Source organism: Sciscionella sediminilitoris (assembly GCF_000737195.2).
Taxonomy (GTDB): domain Bacteria; phylum Actinomycetota; class Actinomycetes; order Mycobacteriales; family Pseudonocardiaceae; genus Sciscionella; species Sciscionella sediminilitoris.
Genome location: NZ_JALM01000017.1, coordinates 111,116 through 137,515, shown reverse-complemented (window position 1 = coordinate 137,515; position 26,400 = coordinate 111,116). Strand labels below are relative to the sequence as shown.

Annotated in this window: 31 protein-coding genes and 1 pseudogene; 21 read left to right on the top strand and 11 right to left on the bottom strand. The window is 65.5% G+C overall.

Translation table 11 applies throughout. The features are described from left to right. Positions 1-65 precede the first annotated feature (65 nt). The 4 genes from AD72_RS09195 (at position 66) to AD72_RS09180 (ending at position 3,699) form a co-directional block, all read left to right on the top strand. Entirely contained in the window at positions 66-461 is a 396-nt protein-coding gene (locus AD72_RS09195; protein WP_231644766.1) for a hypothetical protein, read from the top strand. Beyond that, the gene (locus tag AD72_RS09190) at positions 458-1,927 is read left to right on the top strand and encodes an FAD-dependent monooxygenase (RefSeq protein WP_031466010.1); all 1,470 of its coding nucleotides are present in this window, start codon (positions 458-460) and stop codon (positions 1,925-1,927) included. The genes AD72_RS09195 and AD72_RS09190 overlap by 4 nt, the downstream gene beginning before the upstream one ends. Positions 1,928-2,153: 226 nt before the next feature. Next, entirely contained in the window at positions 2,154-3,089 is a 936-nt protein-coding gene (locus tag AD72_RS09185) for an alpha/beta hydrolase (RefSeq protein ID WP_231644772.1), read from the top strand. Positions 3,090-3,129: 40 nt separating this feature from the next. Continuing rightward, positions 3,130-3,699: a hypothetical protein gene (locus AD72_RS09180; RefSeq protein ID WP_156365111.1), complete on the top strand. Its 570-nt coding sequence runs from the start codon at positions 3,130-3,132 to the stop codon at positions 3,697-3,699. Between the two features lie 15 nt (positions 3,700-3,714). On the opposite strand, the gene AD72_RS09175 is transcribed toward AD72_RS09180, so the two are convergent. The 10 genes and pseudogenes from AD72_RS09175 to AD72_RS09130 form a co-directional block, all read right to left on the bottom strand. Beyond that, positions 3,715-4,578 carry a spermidine synthase gene (locus tag AD72_RS09175; RefSeq protein WP_031466007.1) on the bottom strand — a complete coding sequence of 288 codons (864 nt, stop codon included), beginning with the start codon at positions 4,576-4,578 and terminating at the stop codon, positions 3,715-3,717. After that, positions 4,512-5,402, bottom strand: a complete 891-nt coding sequence (locus tag AD72_RS09170) for a DeoR/GlpR family DNA-binding transcription regulator (RefSeq protein WP_082468828.1) — start codon at positions 5,400-5,402, stop codon at positions 4,512-4,514. The genes AD72_RS09175 and AD72_RS09170 overlap by 67 nt, the downstream gene beginning before the upstream one ends. A 188-nt stretch (positions 5,403-5,590) precedes the next feature. Further along, positions 5,591-5,938 (bottom strand): annotated as a pseudogene (locus tag AD72_RS09165) (transposase); the annotation flags it as partial. Between the two features lie 121 nt (positions 5,939-6,059). Beyond that, positions 6,060-6,875, bottom strand: coding sequence for an ABC transporter ATP-binding protein (locus AD72_RS09160; protein ID WP_051898287.1), 816 nt, complete (start codon positions 6,873-6,875; stop codon positions 6,060-6,062). After that, entirely contained in the window at positions 6,875-7,966 is a 1,092-nt protein-coding gene (locus AD72_RS09155; protein ID WP_484592861.1) for an ABC transporter ATP-binding protein, read from the bottom strand. The genes AD72_RS09160 and AD72_RS09155 overlap by 1 nt, the downstream gene beginning before the upstream one ends. Then, positions 7,858-8,709 carry an ABC transporter permease gene (locus AD72_RS09150; protein WP_051898284.1) on the bottom strand — a complete coding sequence of 284 codons (852 nt, stop codon included), beginning with the start codon at positions 8,707-8,709 and terminating at the stop codon, positions 7,858-7,860. Before AD72_RS09150 ends, AD72_RS09155 begins: the two co-directional genes overlap by 109 nt. Further along, positions 8,706-9,632: an ABC transporter permease gene (locus AD72_RS09145; RefSeq protein ID WP_051898282.1), complete on the bottom strand. Its 927-nt coding sequence runs from the start codon at positions 9,630-9,632 to the stop codon at positions 8,706-8,708. The genes AD72_RS09150 and AD72_RS09145 overlap by 4 nt, the downstream gene beginning before the upstream one ends. Before the next feature lie 52 nt (positions 9,633-9,684). After that, complete coding sequence (locus AD72_RS09140; RefSeq protein WP_031466000.1) at positions 9,685-11,319, bottom strand: ABC transporter substrate-binding protein; 1,635 nt, start codon at positions 11,317-11,319, stop codon at positions 9,685-9,687. Between the two features lie 184 nt (positions 11,320-11,503). After that, on the bottom strand, positions 11,504-12,286 hold the full coding sequence (locus AD72_RS09135; RefSeq protein ID WP_037345211.1) for an IclR family transcriptional regulator: 783 nt from the start codon (positions 12,284-12,286) through the stop codon (positions 11,504-11,506). Between the two features lie 403 nt (positions 12,287-12,689). Beyond that, positions 12,690-13,487, bottom strand: coding sequence for an FkbM family methyltransferase (locus AD72_RS09130; RefSeq protein WP_031465998.1), 798 nt, complete (start codon positions 13,485-13,487; stop codon positions 12,690-12,692). Between the two features lie 132 nt (positions 13,488-13,619). On the opposite strand from AD72_RS09130, the gene AD72_RS09125 reads away from it, so the two are divergent. Further along, on the top strand, positions 13,620-14,531 hold the full coding sequence (locus AD72_RS09125) for a VOC family protein (RefSeq protein WP_063890726.1): 912 nt from the start codon (positions 13,620-13,622) through the stop codon (positions 14,529-14,531). 341 nt (positions 14,532-14,872) lie between these two features. After that, on the top strand, positions 14,873-15,727 hold the full coding sequence (locus tag AD72_RS09120) for a class I SAM-dependent methyltransferase (protein WP_031465996.1): 855 nt from the start codon (positions 14,873-14,875) through the stop codon (positions 15,725-15,727). A 404-nt stretch (positions 15,728-16,131) separates the two neighbouring features. Here AD72_RS09120 and AD72_RS09115 read toward each other — a convergent pair whose 3' ends face one another. Further along, complete coding sequence (locus AD72_RS09115) at positions 16,132-16,551, bottom strand: hypothetical protein (protein ID WP_156365109.1); 420 nt, start codon at positions 16,549-16,551, stop codon at positions 16,132-16,134. 178 nt (positions 16,552-16,729) lie between these two features. On the opposite strand from AD72_RS09115, the gene AD72_RS38175 reads away from it, so the two are divergent. From AD72_RS38175 to AD72_RS09050, 15 genes are all read left to right on the top strand, one after another. After that, on the top strand, positions 16,730-16,999 hold the full coding sequence (locus tag AD72_RS38175; RefSeq protein WP_037345209.1) for a helix-turn-helix domain-containing protein: 270 nt from the start codon (positions 16,730-16,732) through the stop codon (positions 16,997-16,999). A gap of 304 nt (positions 17,000-17,303) precedes the next feature. Further along, on the top strand, positions 17,304-17,612 hold the full coding sequence (locus tag AD72_RS36445; RefSeq protein WP_156365108.1) for a hypothetical protein: 309 nt from the start codon (positions 17,304-17,306) through the stop codon (positions 17,610-17,612). A gap of 475 nt (positions 17,613-18,087) precedes the next feature. Continuing rightward, the gene (locus AD72_RS09110; protein WP_031465994.1) at positions 18,088-18,498 is read left to right on the top strand and encodes a hypothetical protein; all 411 of its coding nucleotides are present in this window, start codon (positions 18,088-18,090) and stop codon (positions 18,496-18,498) included. Further along, complete coding sequence (locus AD72_RS09105) at positions 18,495-18,794, top strand: hypothetical protein (protein ID WP_156365107.1); 300 nt, start codon at positions 18,495-18,497, stop codon at positions 18,792-18,794. Before AD72_RS09110 ends, AD72_RS09105 begins: the two co-directional genes overlap by 4 nt. A 381-nt stretch (positions 18,795-19,175) precedes the next feature. Beyond that, the gene (locus tag AD72_RS09095; RefSeq protein ID WP_156365106.1) at positions 19,176-19,403 is read left to right on the top strand and encodes a tudor domain-containing protein; all 228 of its coding nucleotides are present in this window, start codon (positions 19,176-19,178) and stop codon (positions 19,401-19,403) included. A 65-nt stretch (positions 19,404-19,468) separates the two neighbouring features. Beyond that, positions 19,469-19,603, top strand: coding sequence for a hypothetical protein (locus tag AD72_RS37915; protein ID WP_255357148.1), 135 nt, complete (start codon positions 19,469-19,471; stop codon positions 19,601-19,603). A 94-nt stretch (positions 19,604-19,697) separates the two neighbouring features. Further along, positions 19,698-21,089 (top strand): DNA-methyltransferase, encoded by a 1,392-nt coding sequence (locus AD72_RS35495; protein WP_082468826.1) that lies wholly within the window; start codon positions 19,698-19,700, stop codon positions 21,087-21,089. Further along, on the top strand, positions 21,089-21,256 hold the full coding sequence (locus AD72_RS36440) for a hypothetical protein (protein WP_156365105.1): 168 nt from the start codon (positions 21,089-21,091) through the stop codon (positions 21,254-21,256). The genes AD72_RS35495 and AD72_RS36440 overlap by 1 nt, the downstream gene beginning before the upstream one ends. 2 nt (positions 21,257-21,258) lie before the next feature. Beyond that, positions 21,259-22,020, top strand: a complete 762-nt coding sequence (locus AD72_RS09080; RefSeq protein WP_037345203.1) for a PD-(D/E)XK nuclease family protein — start codon at positions 21,259-21,261, stop codon at positions 22,018-22,020. Further along, positions 22,017-23,066, top strand: coding sequence for a hypothetical protein (locus AD72_RS09075; RefSeq protein ID WP_051898277.1), 1,050 nt, complete (start codon positions 22,017-22,019; stop codon positions 23,064-23,066). Before AD72_RS09080 ends, AD72_RS09075 begins: the two co-directional genes overlap by 4 nt. Positions 23,067-23,072: 6 nt before the next feature. Beyond that, on the top strand, positions 23,073-23,684 hold the full coding sequence (locus AD72_RS09070) for a hypothetical protein (RefSeq protein ID WP_031465987.1): 612 nt from the start codon (positions 23,073-23,075) through the stop codon (positions 23,682-23,684). After that, positions 23,681-24,094, top strand: a complete 414-nt coding sequence (locus AD72_RS09065; protein ID WP_031465986.1) for a hypothetical protein — start codon at positions 23,681-23,683, stop codon at positions 24,092-24,094. The genes AD72_RS09070 and AD72_RS09065 overlap by 4 nt, the downstream gene beginning before the upstream one ends. Positions 24,095-24,282: 188 nt before the next feature. Next, entirely contained in the window at positions 24,283-24,618 is a 336-nt protein-coding gene (locus AD72_RS09060; RefSeq protein WP_156365104.1) for a hypothetical protein, read from the top strand. A gap of 2 nt (positions 24,619-24,620) precedes the next feature. After that, a complete protein-coding gene (locus AD72_RS09055; RefSeq protein ID WP_031465984.1) occupies positions 24,621-25,469 on the top strand; it encodes a DUF2303 family protein in 849 nt (282 codons plus the stop codon). 6 nt (positions 25,470-25,475) lie between these two features. After that, on the top strand, positions 25,476-25,700 hold the full coding sequence (locus tag AD72_RS09050; RefSeq protein WP_031465983.1) for a hypothetical protein: 225 nt from the start codon (positions 25,476-25,478) through the stop codon (positions 25,698-25,700). Positions 25,701-26,400 lie beyond the last annotated feature (700 nt).

The following is a 26,400-nucleotide window of genomic DNA, read 5'->3' as shown; positions in this document are numbered from 1 at the left end:
AGAACATGAAGACTCAGTATATTAACGTTAATCTTCTTAAGGTTCAACTATTGGAGATGATGGAGATGCGTAAGCGGATCGGACTGGCCACCTCGGTGCTCGGACTGGCAGCCGCGGCACCCTCGGTGTGGCAGACCGTCACGCACATCCGGGACAGCAGCTACCGCGCGCCCGAGGCCCGGCACGGGGCAGGGCACGTGCAGTACCACATGGCGCGCGAAGCCCTGATCACTCTCGGTGCCTTCGGGGCGCTCGGGATCGGCTTGCTCACCGAGCAGCGGGACCGGCGGATGTGGGCCGCGATGGCCAGCATCACGGGCGGATTCGTCGCCGCGATGTGGTCCGGCGGGCCGACCACGGGCACCTGGGCGCCGAACCGGAAAGCGCTGACCATCCACATCGCATCGACCACGGGGCTCGCCACCGGCATGTGGCTGCTCCGGCCGGGGCGTGGCGAGTGAACCCCGAGGTCATCGTCGTCGGAGCCGGACCGGTCGGGATGACCGCGGCCGCGCTACTGGACGCGGCCGGGGTCACGGTGCGGGTCCTGGAACGTGGTCCCGAGGGGCCGCGCCAGGCTCAGGGCAAGGCGACGACCATTCATCCGCGCACCCTCGAACTGCTGGACGCCATCCGGACGGACACCGGGCGCACGGTCACCGACGAGCTGCTCGCGCTCGGGCGGCCGACCGGACGGGCACACTTCGCCGTGCTGCCGGAACTGCTGGACTACCGCGAACTGCCGACGCCCTATCCGTTCGTGCTGATGCTCGGCCAGCACCACACCGAAGCGGTACTCGCCCGGCACCTGTCCGCGCGCGGGGTGGATGTGCGGTACACGCACGAGGTCACCGCGGTGGAGCAGGACGCGGACGGTGTCCGGGTGTATGCCGGTGCGCAGGTGCACGAGGCCCGGTATGTGCTCGGGGCGGACGGTGCGCGCAGCGTGGTCCGCGGCTGCGCCGGGATCGACTACCCCGGAACGCTGCCCTCGCTGTGCGGGTTCGTCGCCGATGTGCGGCTGGCCGATCCGCCGGCGGAGGTGCTGCACCATTGGACGCACGAGAACGGATGGGTCAGCATCACCCCGCTGCCGGACGGGCTGCACCGGGTGTTCGGCGCGCGGCCGTGCGATGCGGGACTGAGCCCGGAACAGGTCCGTGCACGCCAGTCCGAAGGGCTCACCGAGCACGGGCTGCGCGAGATCCTGCACGGCATCGCGGGGACCGATTTCGGGCTGCGCGAGGTGACCTGGAAGTCCACCGCCAACGATGGCACCCGCCGCGCCGAGCGATATCGCAGCGGGCGGGTGTTCCTCGCCGGGGACGCCGCGCACATCCATCTCCCCGCAGGAGGTCAGGGGCTCAACGCCGGGATTCAGGACGCCGCCAATCTCGCGTGGAAACTCGCCGCGGAACTCGGTGGCCGTGCGCCCGCCGCGATCACCGAGGGCGAGCACGACTACCACAGCGAGCGTGCGCGGCAGTCCGCCCAGCTGGCGCGCAACACCCTGGCCCAGTCCGGCCTGATGACCACCTTCACTCCGGCGGGATCGGCGCTGCGCGAGCTGTTCACCGACCTGATCACCGGGCCGGGCGGCACCGGGGAAACCCTCGCCCGCTGGCTTGCCGGGCTCGATGTGCGCTATCCGGGCACGGCGACGAGCGGCGAGCGGGTGCCGGATCTGCGTGCGGACGGCGAGAGCGTGTTCCGCCTGCTGCGGCCGGACCGGTTCCTGATCGCCGATGCCACGCCCGCGGGCGCCTTCACGAGCTTCGGCGGGCAACACCTCGATGTGCGCCGGGTGCCGCCTTCGAACACGTTCGCGGGACTGCTCGTCCGTCCGGACGGGCATATCGCGCGCGTGGTTCCGGAAGCCGATGTGTCCGCGATGGCCGCGGCCGTGCGGGACTGGCTCGTGGTCTGACGGCCCACCGTGGTCGCGATGGGTAGTCGTGGCCACGGTTTTCGGCTACCGTTTCGACACTACGCTTTTCGGATAAAGCTTCGCTCCGCGGTTCGTTACGGGTTCCGCGGAAAGTTCCCCGTTGCAGGTGGTTTTCGGGTCAGCCGCACGGATTTCGGGGTTATCGTTCGATTCCATGAAGCCAAGAAGACCTGTGCAGCTCGCGTGCGCTCTGCTGGGGGCCTTGGTGCTGTCCATCGGATCGGCCAATTTCGCCGGTGCGGCACCGCGCACGCTGAGCGCGGCCGATGACGGCGCGAAGGTGGTCCAGCAGACCCAGCCGAATGGGCAGATGCTGGACGTGATCATGCAGTCGCCCGCGGTGGGTACGAATGTGGGGATGCGCCTGCTGCTTCCGCCGGGATGGACGCCGAACGCCACGCGTACCTGGCCGGTCCTCTATCTGCTTCCCGGGTGCTGCGAACCCAAGGACTTCCGGGCCTGGACCGAACTGACCGATATCGCCGCCTTCGCGAAGAACAAGAACGTGCTCATCGCGATGCCGACCGACGGGGCGAACGGGAACTTCTCGGACTGGTGGAACTACGGCAAATACGGGCCACCGAACTGGGAGAAGTTCCACCTCGACGAGATGCGCCAGATTCTGGAGCGCAACTACCACGCCGGGCAGCAGCGCGCGGTGGCCGGACTCTCCGCGGGTGCCTACGGTGCGATGGAGTACGCCTCCCGGCGGCCGGGCATGTTCCAGGCGGCCGCGGCCTTCAGTGGCACACCGAACGTTCGCTCGATGTTCGGTGACTTCGGGGTCATGGTCGGAAATTTCCGTACCGGCCAGAAGCAGGAAGCGCTCTGGGGTGATCCGGTCGCGCAGGCCGATATCTGGAAAGCGCACAATCCCTATGACAATGCGGAGAACCTGCGCGGAACGCGGCTCTACATCGCCACCGGCAACGGTTTCCCCGGCCCGCTGCACCTGATCACCGACAACGGGCTGAACATGTTCGAGATGCCGACCCTGCCGAACTCGCTGATGTTCGTGAACAAGCTCAACCGGCTGAACATCCCGGTCACGACGCACTTCTACGGCGCGGGAACCCACATGTGGGGTTACTGGATTCACGAACTCAAACGTGCCTGGCCCCTGCTGACCAAGGGCTTCTGAGGCTTCCGGTGATACGAGCCGACCGACAGGGAAGAACATCATGGTGAAAAGAGCTGGCATAGCGGCGCTCGCGGTGGCGGCACTGGTCGCGCTCGTCGTGATTTTCGCCGGGATCCAGGGCGGGGGCCACGTCAAGCAGGCCGCGCCCGAGTCACCGGCGGAGTCCTCGGCCCAGGTTCGCGCCGCGGTGCAGAACGAGCAGGCAAAGCGTTCCCCGGCCCCGGCACCGGCGCCGCGGCAACCGAAGGCCACTCCGGAGCCGGGCAGCGCGCAGACCGGTGTGCCGTTGACCCAACGGGACCCGGAGCAGGTACGCACCCAGGTGCACGACTACCTCGAGTCCGTGGACCGCTCGCGGCTTCCGAACTCCGCGGAGATCCGGAAGAACCTGCAGCCCTACGAGAACGAGCTGCGCGGCATGATCCAGCGCAAGGCCGATGTCACCGGCACGGTGCTGGGACCGTTCTGCGACAACCTCAACGCGGTGGTCTACAGCCTCTATTCGTGGATGCTGTCGATGGGGATCCCGAACGGACCGAGTGTCGGGCTGCCCGATTTCCCGAATCCGTGCCCCGCGAACAAGAACCTCGCCCCGATGCCCTTCGACTGAGCGTCTGAAGCCGATTCAGGTGTCGAGCCGGGGCCAGGGGCGCACCGGGGGCGGTTCCGGGTAGCCGTCCCCGGCACCGGTCAGCGGGGCGGCCGTTCCGCAGGCGGCCGCCAGGGTGGCCGGATCCAGGCAGAACACCTCGCCACCGGTGCCCGCGGCCCAGCCGCCGAGTTCCCGGTCCGGCGACGGAGCCCGCACCCCGGCGAGCACCACATTGCCCGGCCGGACCCGCATGAAGACCCCGGCCTCGGAGAGGGCGGCCATCCGGGAGAACACCACATCCATCCCGGCGGCCGCACCGAGCAGGAAGTCCAGTTCGCCCGCGCCCCACACATTGGCCAGGTACAGCCCGCCGGGGCGCAGCACGCGCGCGATCCGCTCGAGGAATTCCACCGTGGCCATTCCGGTGTCCGGGGCACCCGCCCGGAAGGCGTCGAGCACCACGAGATCCGCGGATCGCCCGGGCAACCGCTCGATTCCGGCCCGCCCGTCGATGGCTTCGACCCGCAGCCCGGGAACATCGTCGAGGCCGAGGTGTTCCCGGATGAGCCCGGTGAGCGGTTCGTCGAGCTCGAACACGGTCTGCGCCGATCCGGGGCGCGTCCGGGCGAGGTAGCGGGCGAGGGAACAACCGCCACCGCCGATGTGCACCGCGGTCAGCGGCCGCTGCCCGGCCCAGTGTTCCTCGATCGTCGAGGCCATCCAGTTCGTGTAGGGCAGCACCAGGTTCTCCGGATCCGCGAGGTCCACATAGGACTGCAGGACACCGTCGACGAGGACCCGCCACCGGTGCTCGGCGGTCTCGTCCGGGCTCAGCTCCGCGGTGCCGAACCGGACCGGTGCTCGGACGGCTTCGGGAACCGCGGACTGGTCGGCCATCCGGTCAGACTACGCCCGGGTGCCCGATTCTCCCTTTCCCCGGCTTCCCCGCGGCCGAGACGGCGGGACAGTTCGACCGGTAAGCCGCTCTCGCGCAACGCGGCGACCTTTTCCCGTGGTGCGCCGGAGTCGGTGACGAGCACATCGACACTGTCCAACGGGGCGAACACGGACATGAACGAGTTCTCCATCTTCGTGTTGTCGGCGAGCACGACCACTTTCTTGGCGGACTTGACCATGGCGCGCTTGACGGCCGATTCGAAGGAATCCGGGGTGGAGAACCCCCTGGCCGATGAAATCCCGTAGGTGCCGATGAACGCGACATCCACATCGAGGGAACCGAGCTGCTCCAGTGCCCAGTGATCGACCGTGGCCAGCGGCGAAGGGCGCAGCCGACCGCCGAGCAGGTGAACCGTGAGCAGGGGCAACCGGACCAGGGACTCGCCGATCGGCGGGGCGTTGGTGATCACGGTGAGTTCCCGGTCCTCCGGGATCGCCGCGGCGAGCTGCGCGGTCGTCGTGCCCGAGTCGATCAGGATCGTGCCGGTTCGCGGAAGTAGGGCGGCGGCGCGCTTTCCGATGGCACGTTTCGCGCTCGCCATGAGGTCGGGGCCCTCGGCAAGGCCGGGAACGGGATTGACGGATTCGACCGGTACGGCTCCGCCGTGCACGCGGCGGAGTATGTTCTGCTGTTCCAACAGGGTGAGGTCGCGGCGGACGGTTTCGGTGGTGACCCCGATGGTGGCAGCGAGATCGGCAACGTCGACGCTGCCGCGTTTCTGTGCTTCCCGGACGATGAATTGCCGACGCTCGAGAGCGAACATGTCGTCGTCCCCCAATCTCGGACGGAAGCTCGCGACCTCCCCGGGACCTCTCGATCAGGGCGTGACCGCTCATGTTGTTTTACCTTGTTCTCTGTGGGGTGTCAAGGCGCGCTCGCGCCCGCGAGAAGCGTGTGACCTGCGTAAACGGTCGACAGGTGGTACCGCCGTTCGGGTCAGCAGGCCGGGTGCTTCCCGGCGCGCACGGAGACGTTGTCCAGGATCGTCCGGTACCAGTCGATGAGGCAGGCGCAGCTCAGTTCCTCGCGCACCGCGTGCTCGAGCGCGCGCCACAGCCCGGCCTCGGTCCATTCGCAGAACCGGCGATGCGCGGTGGGAACGGTGACCCCGAACAACGGCGGGAGGTGCCGCCAGGCGCAGCCGGTGGTCACGACGAAGACGATGGCGGTGAACACGGCGCGATCTCCGACGCGGGTCCGTCCGCCGCCCTGCGGGCGTGGGTGCCCCGCCGGGAGCATCGGTTCGATCACGAGCCACATCTCGTCCGGCACCAGTCGCCGGGACAGCTCGTCGAGCAGTTCGGGATCCCGGGTGCGGCTGAGGACAGCGGTCATATCCGCGAGACTAGGGGAGACCGGGATCCCGGACGGGGCCCGCGAGCGACAAACCCTGTCCGATAACCGGCACCCGGGCGCTCGTTCAGGCCCCGGTGAGGAAGGTCAGGTCCTGAGGCCGCGGTGGTGCGGGTTTTGCACAGCTGAGTTCGCTCGCCCGGGAGGTGTCCACGAGGCCTGCGACGTATTCCTCGAGTGGTTCGCTCGGCGTGAGCAGCTCGCGTACATCCCCGTGGAACCGGGCGGTTCCCTTGCGCAGCACGAGAATGTCGTCCGCGAGTACCTTGGCGACGGCGAGGTCGTGCGTGACGAGCACCATGGCGAAGCTGTGCTGTTCCTGGAGTTCGAGCAGCAGATTGATGATCTGTGCCTGTACGGAGACATCGAGTGCGGAGGTGGGCTCGTCGCAGAGCAGCACATCCGGTGCGGGGGCCAGCGCCCGTGCCACCACCACGCGTTGCAGCTGCCCGCCGGAGAAGGCACGTGGCCGTTCCCCGGCCCGGGACGGGTTGATGCCGACGAGCGAGAGCAGCTCCCGCACCCGGGCCCGCCGCTGCCCGCGAGCGGTACCGCGCAGTGGCTCGGCGATGCTCGAACCGATGCTGCGCATGGGATCGAGTGCATCCGAGGGATTCTGGAAGACCATCTGCACCGGGCTGGTGCGGCCGGGCCGCAACAGGAGTGGCCTGCCGTGGATGAGAATGTCCCCGGAGGACGGTTTCTCCAGACCGGCGACGCAGCGGATGAGCGTGGTCTTTCCGGCACCGCTTTCCCCGACGACGGCCGTCGTGCACCCCGGGAACACGGTGAACGACACCGTGTCCAGTGCGGGCCGGACCGCGCGGGAACCGAAGGTCTTCGTGATCCCGGCTACTTCGATGGCGGGTGTGTCGATGAACATCAGTGCACCTCCTGGGTGGCGAAGTGGCAGGCGACCCCGCGTTCGGGTCCGGCGATGAATTCGGGCTGTTCCAGTGCGCACCGTTCCCGGACCTCGGGGCAGCGCGGATGGAAACAGCACCCGTTCGGCAGCTGACCGGGTAACGGTGGTTCCCCGCCGACCGTGGGCAAGGCGGTGCGGCGCGGGCTGTCCAGGCCGAGGGAACACGAGATCAACGTGCTCGTGTACGGGTGCGCGGGTGCGCCGAGGATGTCCGCGGTGGGCCCGTATTCGGCGAGCCGGCCCGCGTAGAGCACGGCGATGCTGTCGCAGAACCGGCTGACCAGACCGAGATCGTGGGAGATCAGCACGATCGCGGTGCCGTCCTCGCGGGCGACGGAACGCACCAGGTTGAGCGCCTCGACCCGCAGATTGGCATCGAGCGCGGATGTCGGTTCGTCGACGAGCAGTACCTTGGGCGCGGGCATCAGGGTCAGGGCCAGGGCGACGCGCTGGCTCATCCCGCCGGAGAGCTGGTGCGGGTAGAGCCGGAAGACGGAATCCGTCTCCTCGAGCCCGAGATGGTGGCACAGACTCCTGGCGCGGGTGATGGCCCGTTCCCTGGTCATGATCCCGTTGTGCACCACCGCTTCGATCAGTTGCGGGCCGATCCGTTTGATCGGATCGAAGGCTCCCATGGGGTTCTGCAGCATGAGCCCGGCGGTCCGGCCCCGATGCCGGGCGAGTTCTCCCCGCTGGGCAAGGGAAAGCCATTCCCCGCCGCCGAACCGGACCCGTCCGGTGGCGTGCAGCGCGCGCGGCTGCAGGCCGAGGATGGCGCGCGCGGTCATGGTTTTCCCCGCACCGGTCTCGCCGAGCAGGCCGAGCAGTTCTCCGGCGCGCACGGACAGATTCACCTCGGTGACGATCCGGGTGCCCGCGTTCGTCAGCACGGTGAGGTCTTGCACGCCGAGTGCCTCGGTGTGCGGTGTTCCGGTGGTCATCACACGTCTCCTGAGTCGAGGTGGAAGCGGTCCCGCAGGCCGTCGCCGATCAGATTGGTGGCCACCACGAGGAGCACGATCATCACGCCGGGGAAGGTCGCTATCCACCAGTCGCTGGTGAGTTCGTTGCGCCCTTGGGAGATCAGGTATCCGAGGCTGATGGTCGGCGGTTCCAGGCCGAGGCCGAGGAAGGACAGCGCCGATTCGGCCAGCATGACGAATCCGATGTGCAGCGAGGCGTACACGATGATGGGTGTGGTGCAGGCCGGGACGAAGTGGCCGAAGGCGATACCGAGCCTTCGGGTACCGGCGAGCCGGGCGGCCGCGATGTATCCGCGCTCGCGTTCGGTGAGTACCCGCGCCCGCACCAGCCGCGCGTAGGGAACCCAGCTCACCGAGGCAAGCAGCACGATCAGCACCGGGATGTTTCGGGTGATCACCATCGAGGCGGCCAGGAAGATCAGCAGTGGCGGCACCGCGAGCTGCAGATCCACCAACCGCATCAGCACCGCGTCCGCCCAGCCGCCCGCGTATCCGGCGAAGGTGCCGACCAGCACCCCGACGAGGGCACTGACCACGACCACGGCCAGCCCGACCGACAGCGAGGTGGTGATACCGCTCGCGCACCAGGTGAACACATCGCGGCCGAGCAGGTCGGTGCCGAACGGGTGCCCCGCCGAGAACGGCGGAAGATTGCCACTGGTCAGCTGCTGGCTGTTCGGATCGGGCAGGAAAAAGCGCGCGATCAGGGAGAGCAGGATCAGCCCGCCGAGCAGAATTCCTCCCGCACGCAGCGAAGCGGCACCCGCTCTGGCCGGGAGACGGAACAGACGCAGGGGAATCGCCGTCATGAGACACCTACCCGCACACGTGGGTCGGCCGCGAGCACGATCAGGTCCGCGGCGAGGTTGAGCAGGACGTAGAACGCGGCCACGATGATGATGACCGTTTGCACGACCGTGAAATCGCGCGCCTGGACCGCGGAGACGGTCAGGTTGCCGATTCCGGGCCAGGAGAAGATGGTTTCCACGATGAGGCTGCCGCCGATGAGGTGGCCAAGCTGCAGGGCACCGAAGGTCGCACTGGGACCGGCGGTGTTCGGCAGCACGTGCCGGTAGAGGATGAACCGTTCGGTCAGCCCCCGCGCACGCATGGCGTCCACGAATTCACCGGAGAGCACATCGAGCAATTGGCCGCGGACGATGCGGAACAGCATCGGCACCATCGGAATCGCGAGCGAGACCACCGGAAGTATCAGCGAGGAAGCGCTGTAGAAACCGAAACTGGGGAACAGCCGCAGCTGCACCGAGAACAGCAGGATCATCATCAGCGCCAGCCAGAACTCGGGCATTCCCTGCAGCACTCCGATCACCCGGCGCAGCAGGCGATCGGAGCGCCGTTCCCGGTGCCGCACGCTGAAGATCGCCAGCAGCACGGCGATGAGCACCGCGAGGGCCATCGCGAGCAGGACGAGCACGAGGGTGTTGGGCAGGGCCCGGAGCACGAGGCCGATCGCACTGTCATCGGTGCGGTACGACTTCCCGAAATCCCCGGTCACCACTCCCTTCAGGAAACTCAGGAATCGTTCCGGCATCGGCCGGTCATAACCGAGTTTCGCGTTGAGGACCGCGCGCTGTGCCGGGGTGAGGGAATCGCCACCGAGAACATCCGCGGGTTTGCCGATCACGTTGGTGAGCAGGAAACTGATCGCGACCGCGCCGAAGAGGACGATGATTCCCTGGGTGAGGCGGCCGAGCACATAACGTTTGATCATGGTGGGGTTCCTTAGGCATGGCCATGCCACGGATCGAGGAGCCGAACCGCGCTCAACGGGAAAGGTAGACCGAGCGGTACTCCGGGATCAGCCCGTCCTGCGGCGGCACGAATCCCCGGACGTTGGCGCGATGCGCGTTCAGCGCCGTCTGCGCGTAGAGCGTTATCACGGGTTCGAGGCCCGCCACCCGATTCTCGATATCCTCGAACAACCGTTCCCGCGCGGGCCCGTCCGGCGTGTTGAGCACCTGTTTGCCGAGATCGGTTATTTGCGGATCGTCGAGCTGGTTCTCCCGCGGAAGGCATTTCAGCGCGATGCAGTGCGCGGCCCCGCCGGTGACGAAGGTCCGGGTGCCGACCATGCCGTGCCACGGCCGGGGGCCGGGCGCCTGGTTGGTCATCACCTTGGTGAGTTCACCGCCAGGTTTGGAGAGCACGGTGAGGTCGATGCCGACTTTCTTGGCCATTCCGGAAATCGCCTGGGCGAGCTGTTCGCCCGGCCCGATGACGTCCTTGGAGAAGGCGATGGTGATGGGCACCGGTGTGCGCAGCCCACTTTCCGCGATCAGTTTCCGCGCACGGTCCGGGTCGTAGGTGTTGGCGTCCGTGGGTTCCTGATAGCCGTAGACGCCGGGCGCGACCCAGCTGTTGCTCGGTTTGCCGCCGACACCGCGCAGCACACTCTTGATCAGCGCCTGCCGGTCGATGGCGCAGGCCAGTGCCTGGCGCAGTTTGACGTTGTCCATCGGCGGGGTCTTGGTGAACAGGAACAGCCTGCTCGTCGTCCACGCCTGGTTCCTGGTGACCACCATGTTCGGATCTCCCTGCAGGGTGACCGAATCCGTGGGCGTGAGCTGCAGGACCAGATCCACGCTGCCCGAGCGCAGCGCCGCGATCCGGCTGTCCTGGTCGGGAATGATGAGGAATTCCAGCCGCTCGAGATAGGGGCCTCCGCCGTGCTGCCAGTAGTCCGGATTCGCCTCCAGGATGACGCTCTGCGCGGTCCGGTAGCTGACGAACCGGAACGGTCCGGTGCCCGCGGGTTTCTGCTTGATCGCCGATTCCCCGGCGGCGAGCAGTTTGGGGGAGAGCAGTTTCTGTGCCGCCACGTTCCTGGCCATATCGGGAAACGGGGTGGGCATGGTGACCCGCAGGACATGCGGATCGGACACATCGTAGGTCGCGTTGTCGGGGAGGAACCGGCCGGTGGATCCGCCGCTGTTCTTCGCGTACTCGAAGGAGGCCTTGACCGAGGCGGAGGTGAAATCCGAGCCATCGTGGAACTTCACTCCCCGCCGCAGCCGGAAGATCCATTCGCGGGTATCGGGCGAGGACTCGTAGCTTTCGGCCAGCTGTGGTTCCAGTTTGTTCGTTCCGGTGCGATAGTGCACCAAGCTCTCGTAGATATTGTGCTTGAGGATGCCGAGGTCGGCGATATTGGAGACGATCGTCGGATCCAGGCTCTGCGGTTCGGCGTTGTTGGCGATCCGCAGTACCCCGGTCGGCTTGCCCGGCGGCGGGCTCGATGGCCGGTTCGCGGGCGCACTGCCGAGCGAGCATCCGGACAGCGCCGGAACGCCGACCGCGATCCCTGCACCGGTGGCCGCGCTGAGCCGGAGTACCCGCCTGCGGCTGAGATCCTGCAGCACGGGAGAGATTTCGCGATCGGGTAACGAGGTGAATGTCATCAGGACGACTCCATTGTCGGCAGTGGGAATGTGCGGGAAACGGATCAGGGTCCGGCCGGATCAAGGCATGGCTGCGCCCTTCGGTGAATGCCGGGAACAATGAAACGGCTTTGGTTGCCGAGCCGTGCGGCCGGTTGATCGGGGACCGAAGTGGTGCGGGTCTAGCGTGCCCGCGGCCGATATCTCATACCGCCGCCTCCTGTCTCGATTGGTCGAAAGCGCGCCGCCATTGCTGGTAGCGGTTCTCGCAGTAGCCCATGCTCTGGGAAAGGGCCTGACCCGCGGCCAGCAGCGCGGGTGTCGCGCGCTCCCGCCGGGCGGCGGTCCAGCGCTGGCCCGGTCCGGCGATGGTGAGCGAGCCGAAGATGCCGTTGGCGTCGAACACCGGAACCGACACCGCGCTCGCGCCGGGAACATGGTCGACATCCGAGGAGAAGTACCCGATCCGTGCCACGGAGATGAGCTGTGCTGCCAGGATGTCGGCCTCGGGCGGATCGAGTGTGGCCAGCAGCGCATCCCGTTGCGGACCGTCGACGAACGCCATGATCGCCTTTCCCGATGGCCCGTACGGGAGAAAGAAGGATTCACCGATCGGCAGGATCCGGCGGATCACCTCCTGGCTCTCCAGTCCGGCGACGGTGACCCGGTGATCCCCGGTGCGGCGATTGAATCCGATGGTCTCGCCGGTCTGGTCGCGCAGTTTCGTCAACAGGGGCAGCAGTATCGACTGAAAACGGTTGTTGAGCACGGCGGTGGCACCGAGCCGGGCGAGGATCGGTCCGATGCTGAACAGCCTCGAGCGGTGATCCCGGACCAGCCATCCCCGCTGGACGAGCAGGGCGAGCAACCGCGAGCACGTCGACTTGTCCAGGCCGAGCTGACCCGCGACCGACATCGCGCTGACCGGTTCCCCGCTGGCAGCCACGTGATCCAGAACCACGAGCACTTTGTCTGCTGCCTGACTCATTTTCGTGTCCTCTCATTCTGTGAGAATGCCTCTCATAACCAAGGACAGCTAGCAGATTAAGTTGAAAGCACGGCTCCTGACAAGACGCCGTCTTCGAAATGAGACATCGAAATAAAATACTCAAGACGCGATACAGGAAGGCTAAATCATCGTCTTGTACTTTTCATTGAAACCGCGTGCCCTGGCGGCTCGATGTGTGCAACCGGCCGGGTCAGGGGGCCGATCGCTTACCCTCGGCTATCGGCCCGCATCCGGTTCAAGCTCCATCGAGATTGAACGGCGCGGTAGAAAAAAGAGAGAGCTCACCATTATTGCTCAATTGAACTTCAACTGACGAAGGTTCCGAAAAGGTGTGGTCTTGTCATTCGGAATTCCCGTCACGGAATGCGCGGATCGAATTCGGTCAGCGGATGGCGAAAACCATGCCGACATCGGCCGCCCGCTGGACCGGCCCCTGTTCGGTGCTGATCGAGAAGCCGTGTTCACCGAGGAGTTCGGCGATCACCGCACCGTTTCGCCGCCAGCCCTCGACCTCGACGACGGCCTGGCGGATCAGCGGCCAATGCCGGTCCTCGATCCCGTGCAGTACCTCGAGTTCGGCGCCCTCGACATCGACTTTCAGCAGGTCGATGTGCTCGATGTGGTGTTCCTCGAGTACCCGGGACAGCGGTCGGACCCGGACCCGATGGGTCTCGAGTTGCCGCATCGAACGCAGTTGGCGGCCGACGAGGGCGCGCAGGATGGGGGCGGGCATCCGGGAAACCGCCGATCCGTTCTCCTCACGGCGCATCATCTCGGCGATGCTTGCGGCGATGCGCCGCCGTTCGGCATCGACATTCCCCTTGTCCCGGAAGGAGGACGAGAAAATCGTGGCGGCGGGGAAATAGCTGAACTCGAGTTCCGCCTCGCTGGCGGAGAGTCCGTAGGGCAAGGTGGTCACGCGTCCGCCGAAGAACTCACGGGCGTTGCGTTCGAGTATCGCGTGCAGCGGCGGCAACGGCTCGAAGGCATAGATTCGCGCCTCGCCGGCCGATCGTTCGTGCACGGCCGCGGAGAAGACCCCGATATTGGCGCCGACGTCGAGCACGGTCGCGCCCGGGGCGAGCTCGATGCCGTTGGCGAAGTAGCCGTTCACCTCATCGCGCAGATAGGCGGCTTCCCAGGAGTTGACGCAGTGCAGCGCGGTCAGGTTGGCGGTCACGGGCGGATATTAGTCGCGGTCACTGCGTGAGCGCGAATCCGAACGATCCGAACAGTTCGAACTTGTTCGTAACGAACATGTTCGTTACACTGAAAGTGACACCGAGACAACGGCACGGAGGCAAGAGTGAAGATGAGCAGGTTTCGGATCAGCAGCGGGGTCGTGCTCGATTCGGTCGAGCTGACCGTCGGTGATCTCGAGCGGAGTACGGCGTACTACACGAACGCCCTCGGTCTGGACCTGATCGAGAGGAACGGGGGTCGGGCGCGGTTCGGGGTTTCCGGACGCACGCTGCTGGTGCTGCACGAGCTTCCGGGGGCGCGGCCCGCGCCGGAATCCAGTCCCGGGCTCAGTCACGTGGCGCCGCAGCTGCCGCGCCGCTCCGATCTTGGCCGGTTCGCCCGGCATTTTCTCGGCACGCACTCCGAAGCCAGGCTGATCGATCACGAGGTCTCGGAGTCCTGCTATGTGGTCGATCCGGACGGACATACCGTGGAACTGACCGCGGCGCGCCCGCGCGCGGAATGGCGGTGGGCGGACGGGCTGCCGGTGCTGGTCGCTCACCCGATGGAGCTGTCCGCGCTGACGGCCGATCCGGAAGCGGAGGCGCCGTTCGAGGGGCTCGCCCCGGCCACGGAACTCGGGCACGTCCAGCTGAAGGTCACCGACGCCGAGCTGGAGGACAGCGAACCGTTCTACTGTGACGTGCTCGGGTTCGAGGTCGGTGCCCGGATGGGGCGCAAGTTCCTCGGCGTCGGCCCTGGCGAACAGCGCAGCATGATCGTGGTCACCAACCGGTTCAGCACCGCCGACAGCGAGCCCGCCCCGGAGGACAGCGCCCAGCTGCTCGCGGTGAACCTTACGCTGCCCGGGACGCGGGACCTCGAAGAGCTCGCCGGGCGGCTGCGTTCGGCGGATCATCCGGCCGAACTGGCCGAGGGAGTGCTGACGGTCCAGGATCTTTCGGGAAATACGCTGCGATTCGCCGTGGCGAGCCAACCTGGCTCAACCACCGCGAAAACCAGCTCGGATCCGAGCCAGTGATTTCTGGAGCGCTTTGATCGTTTCGAGGATGACGGGCATCCGCGGGGCAGTGCTGATCGGGCAGTGATGACGCCGCTGGACTCGCGCATCGATTGTGCGCTGGCCGGGCGCCACGCGCGGTGTCCATCCGGGAGATCAATGGCAATGCACGGCAGCGAAATTGTCCAACGCTGACCGCTTGGTGCCTAGCGGTTCTGCGGTGAAACATCGGGAGTGCTCGGTGCACGGCCTCGAATTTCGCCGATCTGTCCGGGATCTGCTGGAGGTTCCCCGCTGCGATCCGGTTTCTGTGCTGCGTTGACAGCTGCCCGTCGCCCGCTCTGGTGTGGTAGGTCTGAGTGGTGACTTTCGATGTGGATACACAGCACCGGATCACCCTCAACGAGCGGAATTGGGACGCGCGTACTCCGATCCATGTGCAGAGTGAGTTCTATGGGCTCGGTACGCGGGATCCTCAGGATTGGATCGCGCCGTTCGAGTGGGAAGCGCTCGGCGCGCTCGCCGGTGTGGACGTGGCCCACCTGCAGTGCCATCTCGGGGTCGAAACGATGGCCTTGGCGCAAGCGGGCGCCCGCGTCGTCGGGCTGGACATCTCGGCGCGGTCGGTCGAGCAAGCCGCCGGTGCCGCCCGGACCGCGGGCCTGGACATCGAGTACGCGAAGGCGGATGTGTACGACGCGGTCGGGGTGCTCGGCGCGGAACGCTTCGACATCGTCTATACCGGCAAGGGGTCTTTGTGTTACCTGCCCGATTTATCCGGATGGGCTGAGGTTGTCACCGGACTGCTCCGCCCGGGTGGATTCGTGTACGTCGTGGAATTCCACCCACTGCTGACGGCCTTCGGCGCCAACGCCGACCCGGATGACCCCACGGGACTGACGATCCGCCAGGACTATCTGGAGGGTCGCGGCGCCATCGAACACGACAGCCGCCATACCTACACCGATGGTCCGGCCCTGGAAAACGACACCGTGCACTACGAATGGTCACATGGCATCGGCGAAGTAGTGACCGCCTTGCTCGGGGCCGGACTCGTGCTCGATGATCTGACCGAACTCGATGTCTTGCCATGGCCTCGCTGGCCATCGATGTCCCGAACCGACTATGGATGGTGGCACGTCGGAGCAGGCGCGCAGCCACGCGTGCCGACTCTGTATGCCCTGCGCGCCCGGAAAACGAGCTCGGCATTGTCCTGAACAGGACAGTGCTGCTCGCCGAGCATGCCTCGGCCCCTGGGCGACCCCTTCCGTTCGGTGCCGGCATACGCGAGCTGCCAGCGGTGCCGAATCGACAGCCGTCGTCATCGCGGCCGAAAGCAATACAGGGACGTTGCGGATGGTTTCGCGCCGACTGATGTCAGAAGTGGGCGCTTTGGAGCATCGAATGTCGTGTCTCTTGAGGACAGCCTGACCAGGATGTCCCCATGAGACCTGCACAAACTTTGGGGTGAGTGACGGGACTTGAAACCGCAATAGAGTGCGTTTCTGGCGTGTCTTCCCTGGTCACGGCTGTTCTCGGTTGGTTACTGTTGGTATGGATCGGCACGTTTATGCACCCGCGTAGACCCGGCGGGTCTACGCGGGTCTACGCGGATGCTGGGTCAGGATGGGGGCGCGCCTTGGTCGGCGCTCGGTCTAAATCCTGGACGGTTCGACTCTTCGAGTATGTCGAGCGCGGCCGTTGTCATGGCCCGGATGCGCTCGGCGCTGACGCCGATGTCTCGCGCTTCCTCGGCGAACGCCAAGACGTTGCGATAGCCGCGCATGATCCCGTCGGGGGTGTGTTCGGTGGCCGGGTGGTCACGGTCGTTCAACAGCTCGGTGAGCTGATCGCTACTCCAGCCGAGTGTCGTTGCCACCTTGCCGACGTTGTGGTCGTAGGCAGGTTCGCCGTCGAGGATTCGCTTGACGGTTCGCGGGTTGACTCCTGCGGCTTTCGACAGCTGGGTTGCGGTCACGTGTTGGGCGGCCATCTCCGCTTGTAGTGCCGCCGCGATCCGCGCTCGGGTGCCGGGCGTCATCATGCGCATAGTTTTGCAGCAACGCTGTGCAACGGCAAGCGCGGGGGCGCGATCGTTATTTTTGCAGGTAGCGCATAATGTTGATGCGTTTTCGTCTACGGCCTGAACCGAAACAGGCGTTGCAATTTGCACTTTAACCCTTGATGATAGTGCGATAGAGTGCATATGGTTGCAGATTATGAGGAGCTGCTACGACACCGACCGCGTCGTCATTCACGGGGCAGCACTTCGAGTGGTGCGTGAACTCTGCAATGTCAGCACTGCCGAGTTGGCGAAATCGTGCGGCGTTTCGAAATCGACGCTGTCGCGACTCGAAACGAGCGTGACGCAGACATGCGCTCGTGACACCTATGCCCTGATGTTGAACCGGCTTGGAATCGGTCCAGAGAACTACGGCGCATTGCTTGTGCCGGTTGGCGCCACGAGGGCGAAGGAATCGGTCGCATGAAGACCTATTCGTTCGCTGAAGTCGCAGACCTGTTCGGGGCTCGGTCCGATTGGTGGCTGAGGGAAGGCTGTCGTCGGGGCCGTTTCCCGTACCTGGTCGTAGGTCGTCAATTCAGGTTCACCGATGAACACGTCGCGGAGATCGCGAAGGCGCTTGAGAAGCGCCCAGCCGATGGCAGCCACGCGGACGTCGAGGAGCCGCGATCGCCGACGGACGAACTGGCGTTCCAAGCGACCAGGCGGTCGGTAGCGCGTAACAGAACCCGACGAACAGCGTAGGTACGCAGCAGTAGGGAGAAGTCACGATGGCGAGCGAGCCCGAGAAAGCCGAAGCGTTGACCAGCCGCAGCAATGTCGAACCGCCGAAAGTCGCGCGGGCCGACGTCAACGACCGACCGTTCGACGAGACGCCAGTGTGGGATGCGCTGGTAGCCGAGCTCGGCGACCCGTTCCCCGATCCGGCGATCGGTCCCGACAATACTTCCCCGGACGGCGGTCTTACTTCTGCCGATGGGGACCGTGCGCCCGACCCGGCGAGCAGCGTTCCCGAGCGCGCTACCGTCAGCACACTTGCCGGGTCGGGCGTTACCTCCGGGGCACAACATGAGCCCTGATCGGCGCCCCGATGATCTAGCTCCGCTGACGACCAGTGATTCCGTCTCCCTGCGTCGGTTTGCGCTCTGGCTGCACCGAACCTCGAACCATCGCGGAGTGCTGGCGCGCGCCTTCCGTATCTCGTTCGCGCGACTTGTCGAAGACGTTGCGCACCGCCTCGACGCGAACGACTGAGACAGCCCCAACGCAACACGACGACGAGGAGGCTTCCGTGGGCACTGTTCATGTGACAGCTAGGCACCGGCACCGGCCGGGGCCAAATGCTGTGGTGGTTTTCGCGCATGACGGCGGCGTTGACTTGCTTGATGTTGTGACCGCTAGTGCGCTCCGCCGGGGCGAATGGCGAGCACGGCATCGACTGTTGGCGCGGATCCGCCGTGCTGGACGACCGACCGTAGTCCGGTTGGTTTGGATCCTGGCGGCAGTGCTGGTTCCCGCAGTCGCGCTGCTGGCGGTCGCATTGGGGGTGGGGTGATGATCGAACTTGATTCGAGGTTGACCACGCTGGCCGCCTACGCCCTGCGACAAGCGCAGCACGCCGACGCGTTCGAGGACACGATCAATGTGGGCCTGATCCTCTCCGAATGCGGTATGCGCGGTTTGTGGCTGGCGATGCAAGCCTGGGTAGACACGTCCGTGCCACCAGCCCACGAGTACGAAACCTTGTCGTTCCTTGGGCCGGACGGGACAGTAACCGGCGCGGATGACGCGGCGCCTCCGGTGCGGTGGGCGGGAAGGTTCATGCTCGCCCGAGCGCAAAACGACCGCGAGCAGTGCCAAGCGCTGGTGCGCTCAGTTGACGACGACGCTGCTCTCACCGCCGGAATTCTGGCGCTGCTGCACATGTGTGGGCTGCAATGCCGCTTGCGGGGTGTGTGGACATGACCAGTCCCCGCGAAGCTTCGACATGCGAAGATGTGGTGCTCGTCGAACGTGAGCATCTGGCTGAACTGTTGCTGTGGGCCACACACCAGCCAGCCGGTCCGGTTGTGAAAAATGCGGCGCTCCACCTTGAACAGTCCTTGACCGCACCGGAACCGCCTGCGGCGTGGTTCGACGCGGAGGTTCACTCGAAGGCGTCCCGGTCGCGCTGGAATATCGTTGCCGCGCTCGCCTCGGTGCTGACTTGCGCGGTCGTGGTGTTCGTCATGGTCGGTGTGGCATGGGCGATGACTCACTAATGCGTACCGACAACGACATCGCAGCCCACGCGCGGGATCGCATGCCGTTCGCGAACTCCGTGGAAGGCGAACAGTGGCAGGCGAACTGGTGTGCGCGCTGTTTGCGGGATGCGCCATTTCGGCGCATGGGCAAGGGTTCTGGGTGTCCACTGCTGCTTGTCGCGCTCACCAACCGCACCCCGGCCGAATGGCTGGACGGTCCGCGCGACGAACGCGGCAGGTACTCGCTCGCCGAGCAATACGTGTGTGTCGAGTTCCGTGCGCCCGGCGACGGTGGTCAGTCGCGGCCACGTCCGGAACCGCGCGGCATGGATGGACTTTTCCCGCGACCGCAACGTCGCATCCGCACGTTGGTGAGCCCGAGTGAGGAGGTACCCGCGAGTGCTACCTGAAACTTTCTGGACCGTGATCGTGCGCATGCCCGACGGGGACGTGTGGGGTGCGTGCCGATTCGCGACTCAGAGTGCCGCGCGCCGCGAAGGCCGAGCACTGGCCCACGAGGGATTCGACGTCGTGCGCGTTGTCCGGTGGGCGCTGAACCACACCGCCCTGCGCACCTACCGCGATCACTCCGAGCGGATGAACACGCTGAACCGGGGGCGAAGCTGATGTGGTGGCACGAGTGCCCCGGAGAGTGCGGCCGTTCGGTACCGCACCGCTACTACGCGTGCCGCGTGTGCTGGTTTCGGCTGCCACTCGATCTGCGCGACCGGATCAGCCACACCAAGGGGCGCAACATGGCCGCACACGCACAAGCGATGGCCGTCGCTCGGCAATGGCTGCTCGATCATGCCGAGGTGGGCAAATGATGCGGCTGGGTTCCTTTTTCGCCGGTGCGCATGACCAGGCGGTTACCGCGTTCCGCTGGTTGCTGTCGCTACTCGATGTCGAAGGCGTGGCAGCATGAAACCGTACTACCGTGACGAGCACGTGACCTTGTATCACGCGGATTGTCTCGATCTGCTCGCTGCCCTTCCGGACAACTCGGTGCACGCCGTTGTCACGGATCCGCCCTATGGCTTGGAATTCATGGGCCGTGAATGGGACGCGCCATGGAAACACGGCGGTGCGGTGGTTCGCGATCCGGCGGTCGAACGGGGCGGTTTCCAAGACGGATCCGGTGGCAACCCGTACAGCCGTAGTCGGATCGAGTACGGGCGCGGGGGCGGAGCATCGATCGGCTACCAGCGATGGTGCACGAAGTGGGCGCGGGAATGCCTGCGCGTCCTGCAACCAGGCGGGCACCTCGTCGCGTTCGGAGGGACACGGACGTATCACCGATTGGCGGTAGCGGTGGAGGACGCCGGATTCGAGTTACGTGACTCGATCGCATGGCTATACGGGTCGGGGTTTCCAAAGAGCCTGGACGTATCGAAGGCGATTGACAAGGCGGCAGGGGCTGAGCGAGAGGTCATTGACAGGGCCAAACGTACCGGTAAGGAATCAGGTACGTATGGCGCTTTCGCGGGAGACAACTTGATCACCGCTCCCACGACCGACGCCGCCTGCCAGTGGCAAGGCTGGGGCACCGCGCTCAAGCCCAGTTTCGAACCGATCGTTGTAGCCCGCAAGCCAGTTGGCGGCACGGTGGCGGCCAACGTCCAGGTGTGGGGGACAGGGGCGCTGAATATCGACGGGGGCCGCGTCGGAAACGAGGTGAGACCGAAGCAGGCATCAACCGGGAAGCTGGTTTCGAACAACTCGTCAATGGCCGGTGGGAACTACAGCCGGGAGGTAGTCGGCTCGGCGGCCGGTCGCTGGCCAACCAACGTGGTCCTTGATGATCACGCAGCCGCAGAGCTCGACTACCAGTCCGGAACAACGACCAGCCGCCGATCGGTTGTAACCAGCAAACCCGGCGACATCTACGGCGGCGGCAAAGGACTGCCGAGTCACACCGGCGAATACGGGTACGACGATACGGGCGGGGCGAGCCGATTCTTCCCGGTGTTTCGGTGGACACCCAAAGCAGACAGTAGCGAACGTCCGAGCTACAACGGCGTCGGTCACCCAACCGTTAAACCGGTCAGCCTCGTGCGTTGGCTGTGCCGCCTCGTCTGCCCGCCCGGCGGGACCGTACTGGAACCATTCGCGGGCTCAGGAACAACGGTGCAGGCCTCCCGCGCCGAAGGGTTCGACGTGGTCGCTATCGAACGCGACGCCGAATATCTTCCGCTGATCAAGCAGCGTCTTGAGCGGGTCGGCTCGCCGGTGAACACGTCAGCGTGGCCGGGACACGTTGATCAGCCGGGACAGTCTTCACTGTTCGACCTGCTCGGTGGTGATGCGGCGTGATGTCCGCACACGAGCGGGATCGACTTCTCGCCGAGATCGACCGGGCCGACCGGGATTACAGCGAGCATGCCCCGCCAGGGGTGGCGTTCCTGGTGCACCGGATGGCTGGACGGATTCGTGAGGCGGTGCGCGAACAGCACGAGCAACTGCACCGAGGAGGTGAGTAGCGGTGGCGTTACAGCGCATCAACAACGGCAAGGGGCATTGGTACAAGCTCGACGGTGACAAGGCCGACGGGGTGACCACCCTGCTGAAAGACGGCATCCCGAAACCAGCTTTGATCAACTGGTCCGCGAACAGCACCGCTGAATACGCCGTGAACCACTGGGCCGAACTGTCCCAGCTTGGACCCGCCGACCAGTTGAAACGGTTACAGCAAGCACGGTTCACCGACCGGGACCGGGCCGCACGTCGAGGCACCGAGGTGCACAACCTTGCCGAAGCGCTCATGCACGGCGACGAGGTCGAGGTGCCCGACGAACTGGCCGGGCACGTCGAAGCGTATTGCCGGTTTCTGGACGAATGGAACCCGCAACCCGTGATCACCGAATGCTCGGTGGCGAACCGGAAATGGAACTACGCGGGCACGTTGGACATGGTGATCGACCTCGCCGACGGGCGCCGCGTGATCGCGGATATCAAGACTTCCCGTTCGGGGATCTACGGCGAGACCGCTTTTCAGTTGGCGGCCTACCGGTTCGCGGAGTTCTATCTGGACGCTGACCGGGCAGAGCAACGCATGGCAGAGCTTGGCATCGTCGGTGGGCTCGGCATTTGGGTGCGTGGTGACGGATACGACGTCTACGAACTTGAGTGCGGCGAACGCACGTTCCGCGACTTCCTCCACGTCGCCTACGTCGCCCGCAGCACGCGCTCGCTCGACGCCCTGAAATCAGAAGCCCTGACATCACCACGGGAGCCCGCAGCATGAGCAGTAACGAACTCGAACGCTACGAACCAACCGCGCCCGCGCCAGTAGCGAGCGGGTCCGGCGGTGTGGATTCGTGGGTGCAGATCATCGCCGAAGTGGGCAGTCTGGCAAGCAAGATCGCCGACACCGACTTTGTTCCCGACTCGATGCGCGGCAAAACCGCAGCCGTGGCCGCCGCGATCCTCGCCGGGCGCGAGATGGGAGTCGGCCCGATGACCGCGTTGCAGAACATTCACGTCATCAAGGGCAAACCCGGCCAGTCGGCGCAACTGATGCGCCAACTCGTACTCACCCGAGGGCACAGCATCCGGTACGTGGAAACCACCGACACCCGCTGTGTGGTCGAAGGGCGCCGCAAGGGTGAAGAAGAGTACGAACGCGTCACGTTCACCGCCGACCAGGCCAAGAAAGCCCGCATCGACTTGGGAACCTACCCAGAGGACAAGCTCGTGGCCCGCGCGACAGCGCGCCTGTGCCGCCGCAAGTTCGCCGACTGTCTCGGCGGCATGGCCTACACCGCCGAAGAACTCGAAGACAACGACGCACCCGGCGGGGCAGGCGGGGAAACAGAACTGCCGACAAGCGCGGAGAAACCGAAACGCACCGCCCGGCGTCGCAGCCCGGTCAAAGGAAGTGGCGCACGCAGCGGTGCGGACACCAGCGAAACCACCGAGCACCGCTCGGCTGCCAACGGCCCCGAACCCGAACTCGACGAACCACCCCCGGAACCAACCGGGAACAACCAGCCCATCACCCGCGACCAGCTCACCAAGCTGCAAGCCATTTTCAGCGACAACGGCCTGAATAAACGCGACACCCGGCTACGCATCTGTTCGCAGCTGGCCGAACGCGAACTCGCTAGCGCGAACGACCTCACCAAGGCCGAAGCCATAACGCTGATCGACGCACTCGAAAGCCTCGCCTCGACCGGCGACCTACCGGCCGTGGTCACCGAACTGCTCGACACCACCACCACCACCAGCACCGCCGACAGTGCAGCAGCCGAGACGGCGAACACCGCCTTGTTTGGCCCAGAACAGGAGTGAAACGCGATGGCAGAACACGTCTACCTCGAACGCATCGAATCCGAGCGGGTACGGGTGCCGATCGTGGGCACCTCCTCGCTGATCATGCACCGGTTCAGCGAGAAAGCGAAAAACACCATGCTCGACAGCATGCAGGGCCGCAAGCCGCCGAAGGAACACCGCAACCCGGAAGCCGAATACGAGGCGGCCATGTATCGACTCGGCGACGGACAAGGGTTCCCGGTCGTGGCGTTCAAAGCAGCCACGATCGGGGCGGCCCGGTTCTACAGCAACGTCAAAATGACCGAGCTGCGGCAGTGCCTGTTCTTCTCCGGGCAGCTCGGGGAAGACAACGAACCACTCGCACCGATCGAGGGTGAACCGAAGATGCGCCAGGACGTGGTGCGGTTCGGCATCAACAGCACCGACCTGCGCTACCGGCCAGAGTTCCTAGACTGGGCGACAACCTTGGACATCACCTACGTGAAATCGTTCCTGTCGCGGAACTCGCTGCTGTCGCTGATCGACGCGGGCGGACTGGGGTGCGGGGTCGGCGAGTGGCGGCCGGAAAAGAAAGGCGGCGGCCAGCACGGCACATACCGGATCGATCCGAACACGGACATCGAGGTGATCGAATGACCAGCTTGCGCGAGGAACTACAAGGAATCTATGACCGCCACCAGCGGCTAACACCGGAGCTGGTACTCAGCGAAGCACGCGATCCGGGGCACCCGTTGCACAACCGGTTCGAGTGGGACGATGCGGCGGCCGCCGAGAAGTATCGGCGCGAGCAGGCGCACGAGCTGATCCGCACGGCGCGGATCGTGTATCGCGATGCGGGCAGCGCCCCGAATCAGGTGCGGGCGTTTCAGGCCGTGCGGGATCAGCAGGGCTGGGCGTATCAGCCGTCCGGGGAGATCGCGGAGAACCAGTTCACGCGCGAGTTGGTGTTACGCGACATGGAGCGCGAGTGGCGGCAGCTGAAGCGACGCTATGAGGCGTTCGAGGAATTCACGCAGCTCGTGTTGCGCGAGATGAGCGCGGCATAGCGCATGGCACGGCAGGCATGGCGCGGCAGGGCAGGCATGGCATGGCATGGCATGGCGTGGCACAGCTTGGCATGGCGCGGCAGGGCAGGCGTGGCGTGGCATGGCATGGCGTGGCACAGCTTGGCATGGCGCGGCAGGGCAGGCGTGGCGTGGCATGACGACCAAGCGCGACGGAAGGAGCGAAACCATTGGGCAGCAACGACAGTAGCAGTGGAAACGGTGCATACGTGTGGTTTCTCGCGAACCACAACAAAGGACGCAGCGCAGCCGAACTCGACGAGGCACTACACGAGCTCGTCTCCGCCGTCATGGAAACCGGCAAACCCGGCAAGCTGACCTACACGATCAGCATCAAACCCGACGGCAACTTGGAAACTATGGTCGTGGTCACCGACGAGATCAAGTCCACGCTTCCGAAGTTCAGCAGGCGCGGCGACATGTGGTTCGCCACCGAAGGCGGCGAACTCCTACGCGAACACCCAACACAGACAGGACTCTTCGACTGGGAAGGAAAGGAACTGTGAACATGACCGCCGAGGCAATCGACCTCATCGGCCGCAACGCCATCGACGCCGCCGACGCTGACGCGGAACCACGCGCGATCGACCCGGCCCGGCCCTTGTACCTGCGAGCGCTCGACGATACCCGGCACATGGAAGTGCGGCACCTCGAACAATTCATGCCCGCACCCCAACGCGCCCGTGGGGGCGCGGTGCTGCACGACCTGCCGAGCTTCCTCACCTACGTCAATCGGCTAGGCGCACCGGAAACAACCATATGGGCACACGAACGGGTCGGCACCGTCAGCGCCGTATTCAACGACCACGGCGGCAGCACCCCCGGATGGCGAGACCACACCGCACGTCTCGCGCTGCAACCGGATCCGGACTGGCAACTGTGGACCAACAGTGACGGTTCACTCGGCGATCAGGAATGGTTCGCCGAGCACATCGAAGACACCGCGCACACCATTCGCAACCCGGACGCGGCGACCATGCACATGATCGCGATGACGTTCAAAGCGCACAGCAAAGCCGAGTTCAATCGCTCGACCCGGTTGGAATCCGGCGACGTGGCCTTGACCTACAGCGAAGAGACCACCGCGAAGGCAGGCGGCAAAGGCAACATCGAAGTGCCCGAACGCTTCGCGATCGAGCTTCGCCCATTCGTCGGCGCCGAACCGCAACAGCTCATCGCGCGGCTGCGCTACCGGATCCGTGACGGCGGCTTGCGGATCGGATACAAGCTGCTGCGCCCGGACGAGGCGAGGCGGCAAGCGTTCGAAACAATCGTGGACGGCGTTCGTGACGCGCTGCGTATCGAAGCACCCGTCATGTACGGCACCACGCCCGAAGCGGAGGACGCTCACCGGTGAACAGGCATGACCGGACAAACCAAGAGCATGCGCGCGCGGCGCCTGCGCGCCGCGCTGGCCGGTGAGCTGGTCGGCGAAGCGCTCGACCCACAGGACCATCAGCTGCTAGTGCGTGAACTTCACGCGGCCGGATTCGATGACGTCGAACTGGCCGAACACACCGGCTGGTCCACCTACACGGTCGGTCGCATCCGTGAACAACTCGGGCTGGCAGCCAACGGCGGACGTTAGCACGACCGAGTGCCGCTGAGAACGGAGGAGCAACTAGGCGATGCCGTGGTTCAAGGTCGATGACTCGTTTTACGACCACCCTAAGGTGTTCGACGCACCGGACTGCGTTGTGGCGTTATGGGTGCGCGCCGGGTCTTGGTCAGCACGGAACCTTACCGACGGTTTCGTGCCTGCCAAGATGCCCGCGCGTTTCTGCGACGACCCCAAGACCGCAGTGCGCGAGTTGATCAATCGCGGGTTGTGGAAGCGAACGAGGGGCGGATACCTGTTCCACGAATGGGATGCCGACGGGGACGGAACCCCGCGAAACCCAACCCGATCGGAATTGACCGCGATGAGGTCTCGCCAGTCATCGGGTGGAGCGATCGGAAACCATCGCCGGTGGCATATCGAAAAAGGGAAACATGTTCCAACGTGCCCCTACTGCCAGCGAGAACAGTTCTCGGGTAGCGATCGGTCTACCGATTGGGGGAGTGACACCCCAACCGAGTCGGACCCGAATCGCCCCACTCCCATCCCATCCCAAGGGGGTGGTTACTTAGGGAGGGGGAGTTACGTGGGTCAACGCGCGCGCGAAAACCCCCCACCCCCACAGCATTCGCTCGGACCACGCCCCGACGACCGGTGCGACCAGCATCGGCACGAACGCGAACCGCCGCCCTGCGGTCGGTGCGCGGACGCACGCCGCGCCGCCCAGCAA

Bases quoted from the DNA above. Each gene is read 5' to 3' on its own strand.
- AD72_RS09195 (WP_231644766.1), top strand. From the start codon at position 66: ATGCGTAAGCGGATCGGACTGGCCACCTCGGTGCTCGGACTGGCAGCC.
- AD72_RS09180 (WP_156365111.1), top strand. From the start codon at position 3,130: ATGGTGAAAAGAGCTGGCATAGCGGCGCTCGCGGTGGCGGCACTGGTC.
- AD72_RS09175 (WP_031466007.1), bottom strand. From the start codon at position 4,578: ATGGCCGACCAGTCCGCGGTTCCCGAAGCCGTCCGAGCACCGGTCCGG.
- AD72_RS09170 (WP_082468828.1), bottom strand. From the start codon at position 5,402: ATGTTCGCTCTCGAGCGTCGGCAATTCATCGTCCGGGAAGCACAGAAA.
- AD72_RS09160 (WP_051898287.1), bottom strand. From the start codon at position 6,875: ATGTTCATCGACACACCCGCCATCGAAGTAGCCGGGATCACGAAGACC.
- AD72_RS09150 (WP_051898284.1), bottom strand. From the start codon at position 8,709: ATGACGGCGATTCCCCTGCGTCTGTTCCGTCTCCCGGCCAGAGCGGGT.
- AD72_RS09145 (WP_051898282.1), bottom strand. From the start codon at position 9,632: ATGATCAAACGTTATGTGCTCGGCCGCCTCACCCAGGGAATCATCGTC.
- AD72_RS09140 (WP_031466000.1), bottom strand. From the start codon at position 11,319: ATGACATTCACCTCGTTACCCGATCGCGAAATCTCTCCCGTGCTGCAG.
- AD72_RS09135 (WP_037345211.1), bottom strand. From the start codon at position 12,286: ATGAGTCAGGCAGCAGACAAAGTGCTCGTGGTTCTGGATCACGTGGCT.
- AD72_RS09125 (WP_063890726.1), top strand. From the start codon at position 13,620: ATGAGCAGGTTTCGGATCAGCAGCGGGGTCGTGCTCGATTCGGTCGAG.
- AD72_RS09115 (WP_156365109.1), bottom strand. From the start codon at position 16,551: ATGACGCCCGGCACCCGAGCGCGGATCGCGGCGGCACTACAAGCGGAG.
- AD72_RS38175 (WP_037345209.1), top strand. From the start codon at position 16,730: ATGAGGAGCTGCTACGACACCGACCGCGTCGTCATTCACGGGGCAGCA.
- AD72_RS36445 (WP_156365108.1), top strand. From the start codon at position 17,304: ATGGCGAGCGAGCCCGAGAAAGCCGAAGCGTTGACCAGCCGCAGCAAT.
- AD72_RS09110 (WP_031465994.1), top strand. From the start codon at position 18,088: ATGATCGAACTTGATTCGAGGTTGACCACGCTGGCCGCCTACGCCCTG.
- AD72_RS09105 (WP_156365107.1), top strand. From the start codon at position 18,495: ATGACCAGTCCCCGCGAAGCTTCGACATGCGAAGATGTGGTGCTCGTC.
- AD72_RS35495 (WP_082468826.1), top strand. From the start codon at position 19,698: ATGAAACCGTACTACCGTGACGAGCACGTGACCTTGTATCACGCGGAT.
- AD72_RS36440 (WP_156365105.1), top strand. From the start codon at position 21,089: ATGTCCGCACACGAGCGGGATCGACTTCTCGCCGAGATCGACCGGGCC.
- AD72_RS09075 (WP_051898277.1), top strand. From the start codon at position 22,017: ATGAGCAGTAACGAACTCGAACGCTACGAACCAACCGCGCCCGCGCCA.
- AD72_RS09070 (WP_031465987.1), top strand. From the start codon at position 23,073: ATGGCAGAACACGTCTACCTCGAACGCATCGAATCCGAGCGGGTACGG.
- AD72_RS09065 (WP_031465986.1), top strand. From the start codon at position 23,681: ATGACCAGCTTGCGCGAGGAACTACAAGGAATCTATGACCGCCACCAG.
- AD72_RS09055 (WP_031465984.1), top strand. From the start codon at position 24,621: ATGACCGCCGAGGCAATCGACCTCATCGGCCGCAACGCCATCGACGCC.
- AD72_RS09050 (WP_031465983.1), top strand. From the start codon at position 25,476: ATGACCGGACAAACCAAGAGCATGCGCGCGCGGCGCCTGCGCGCCGCG.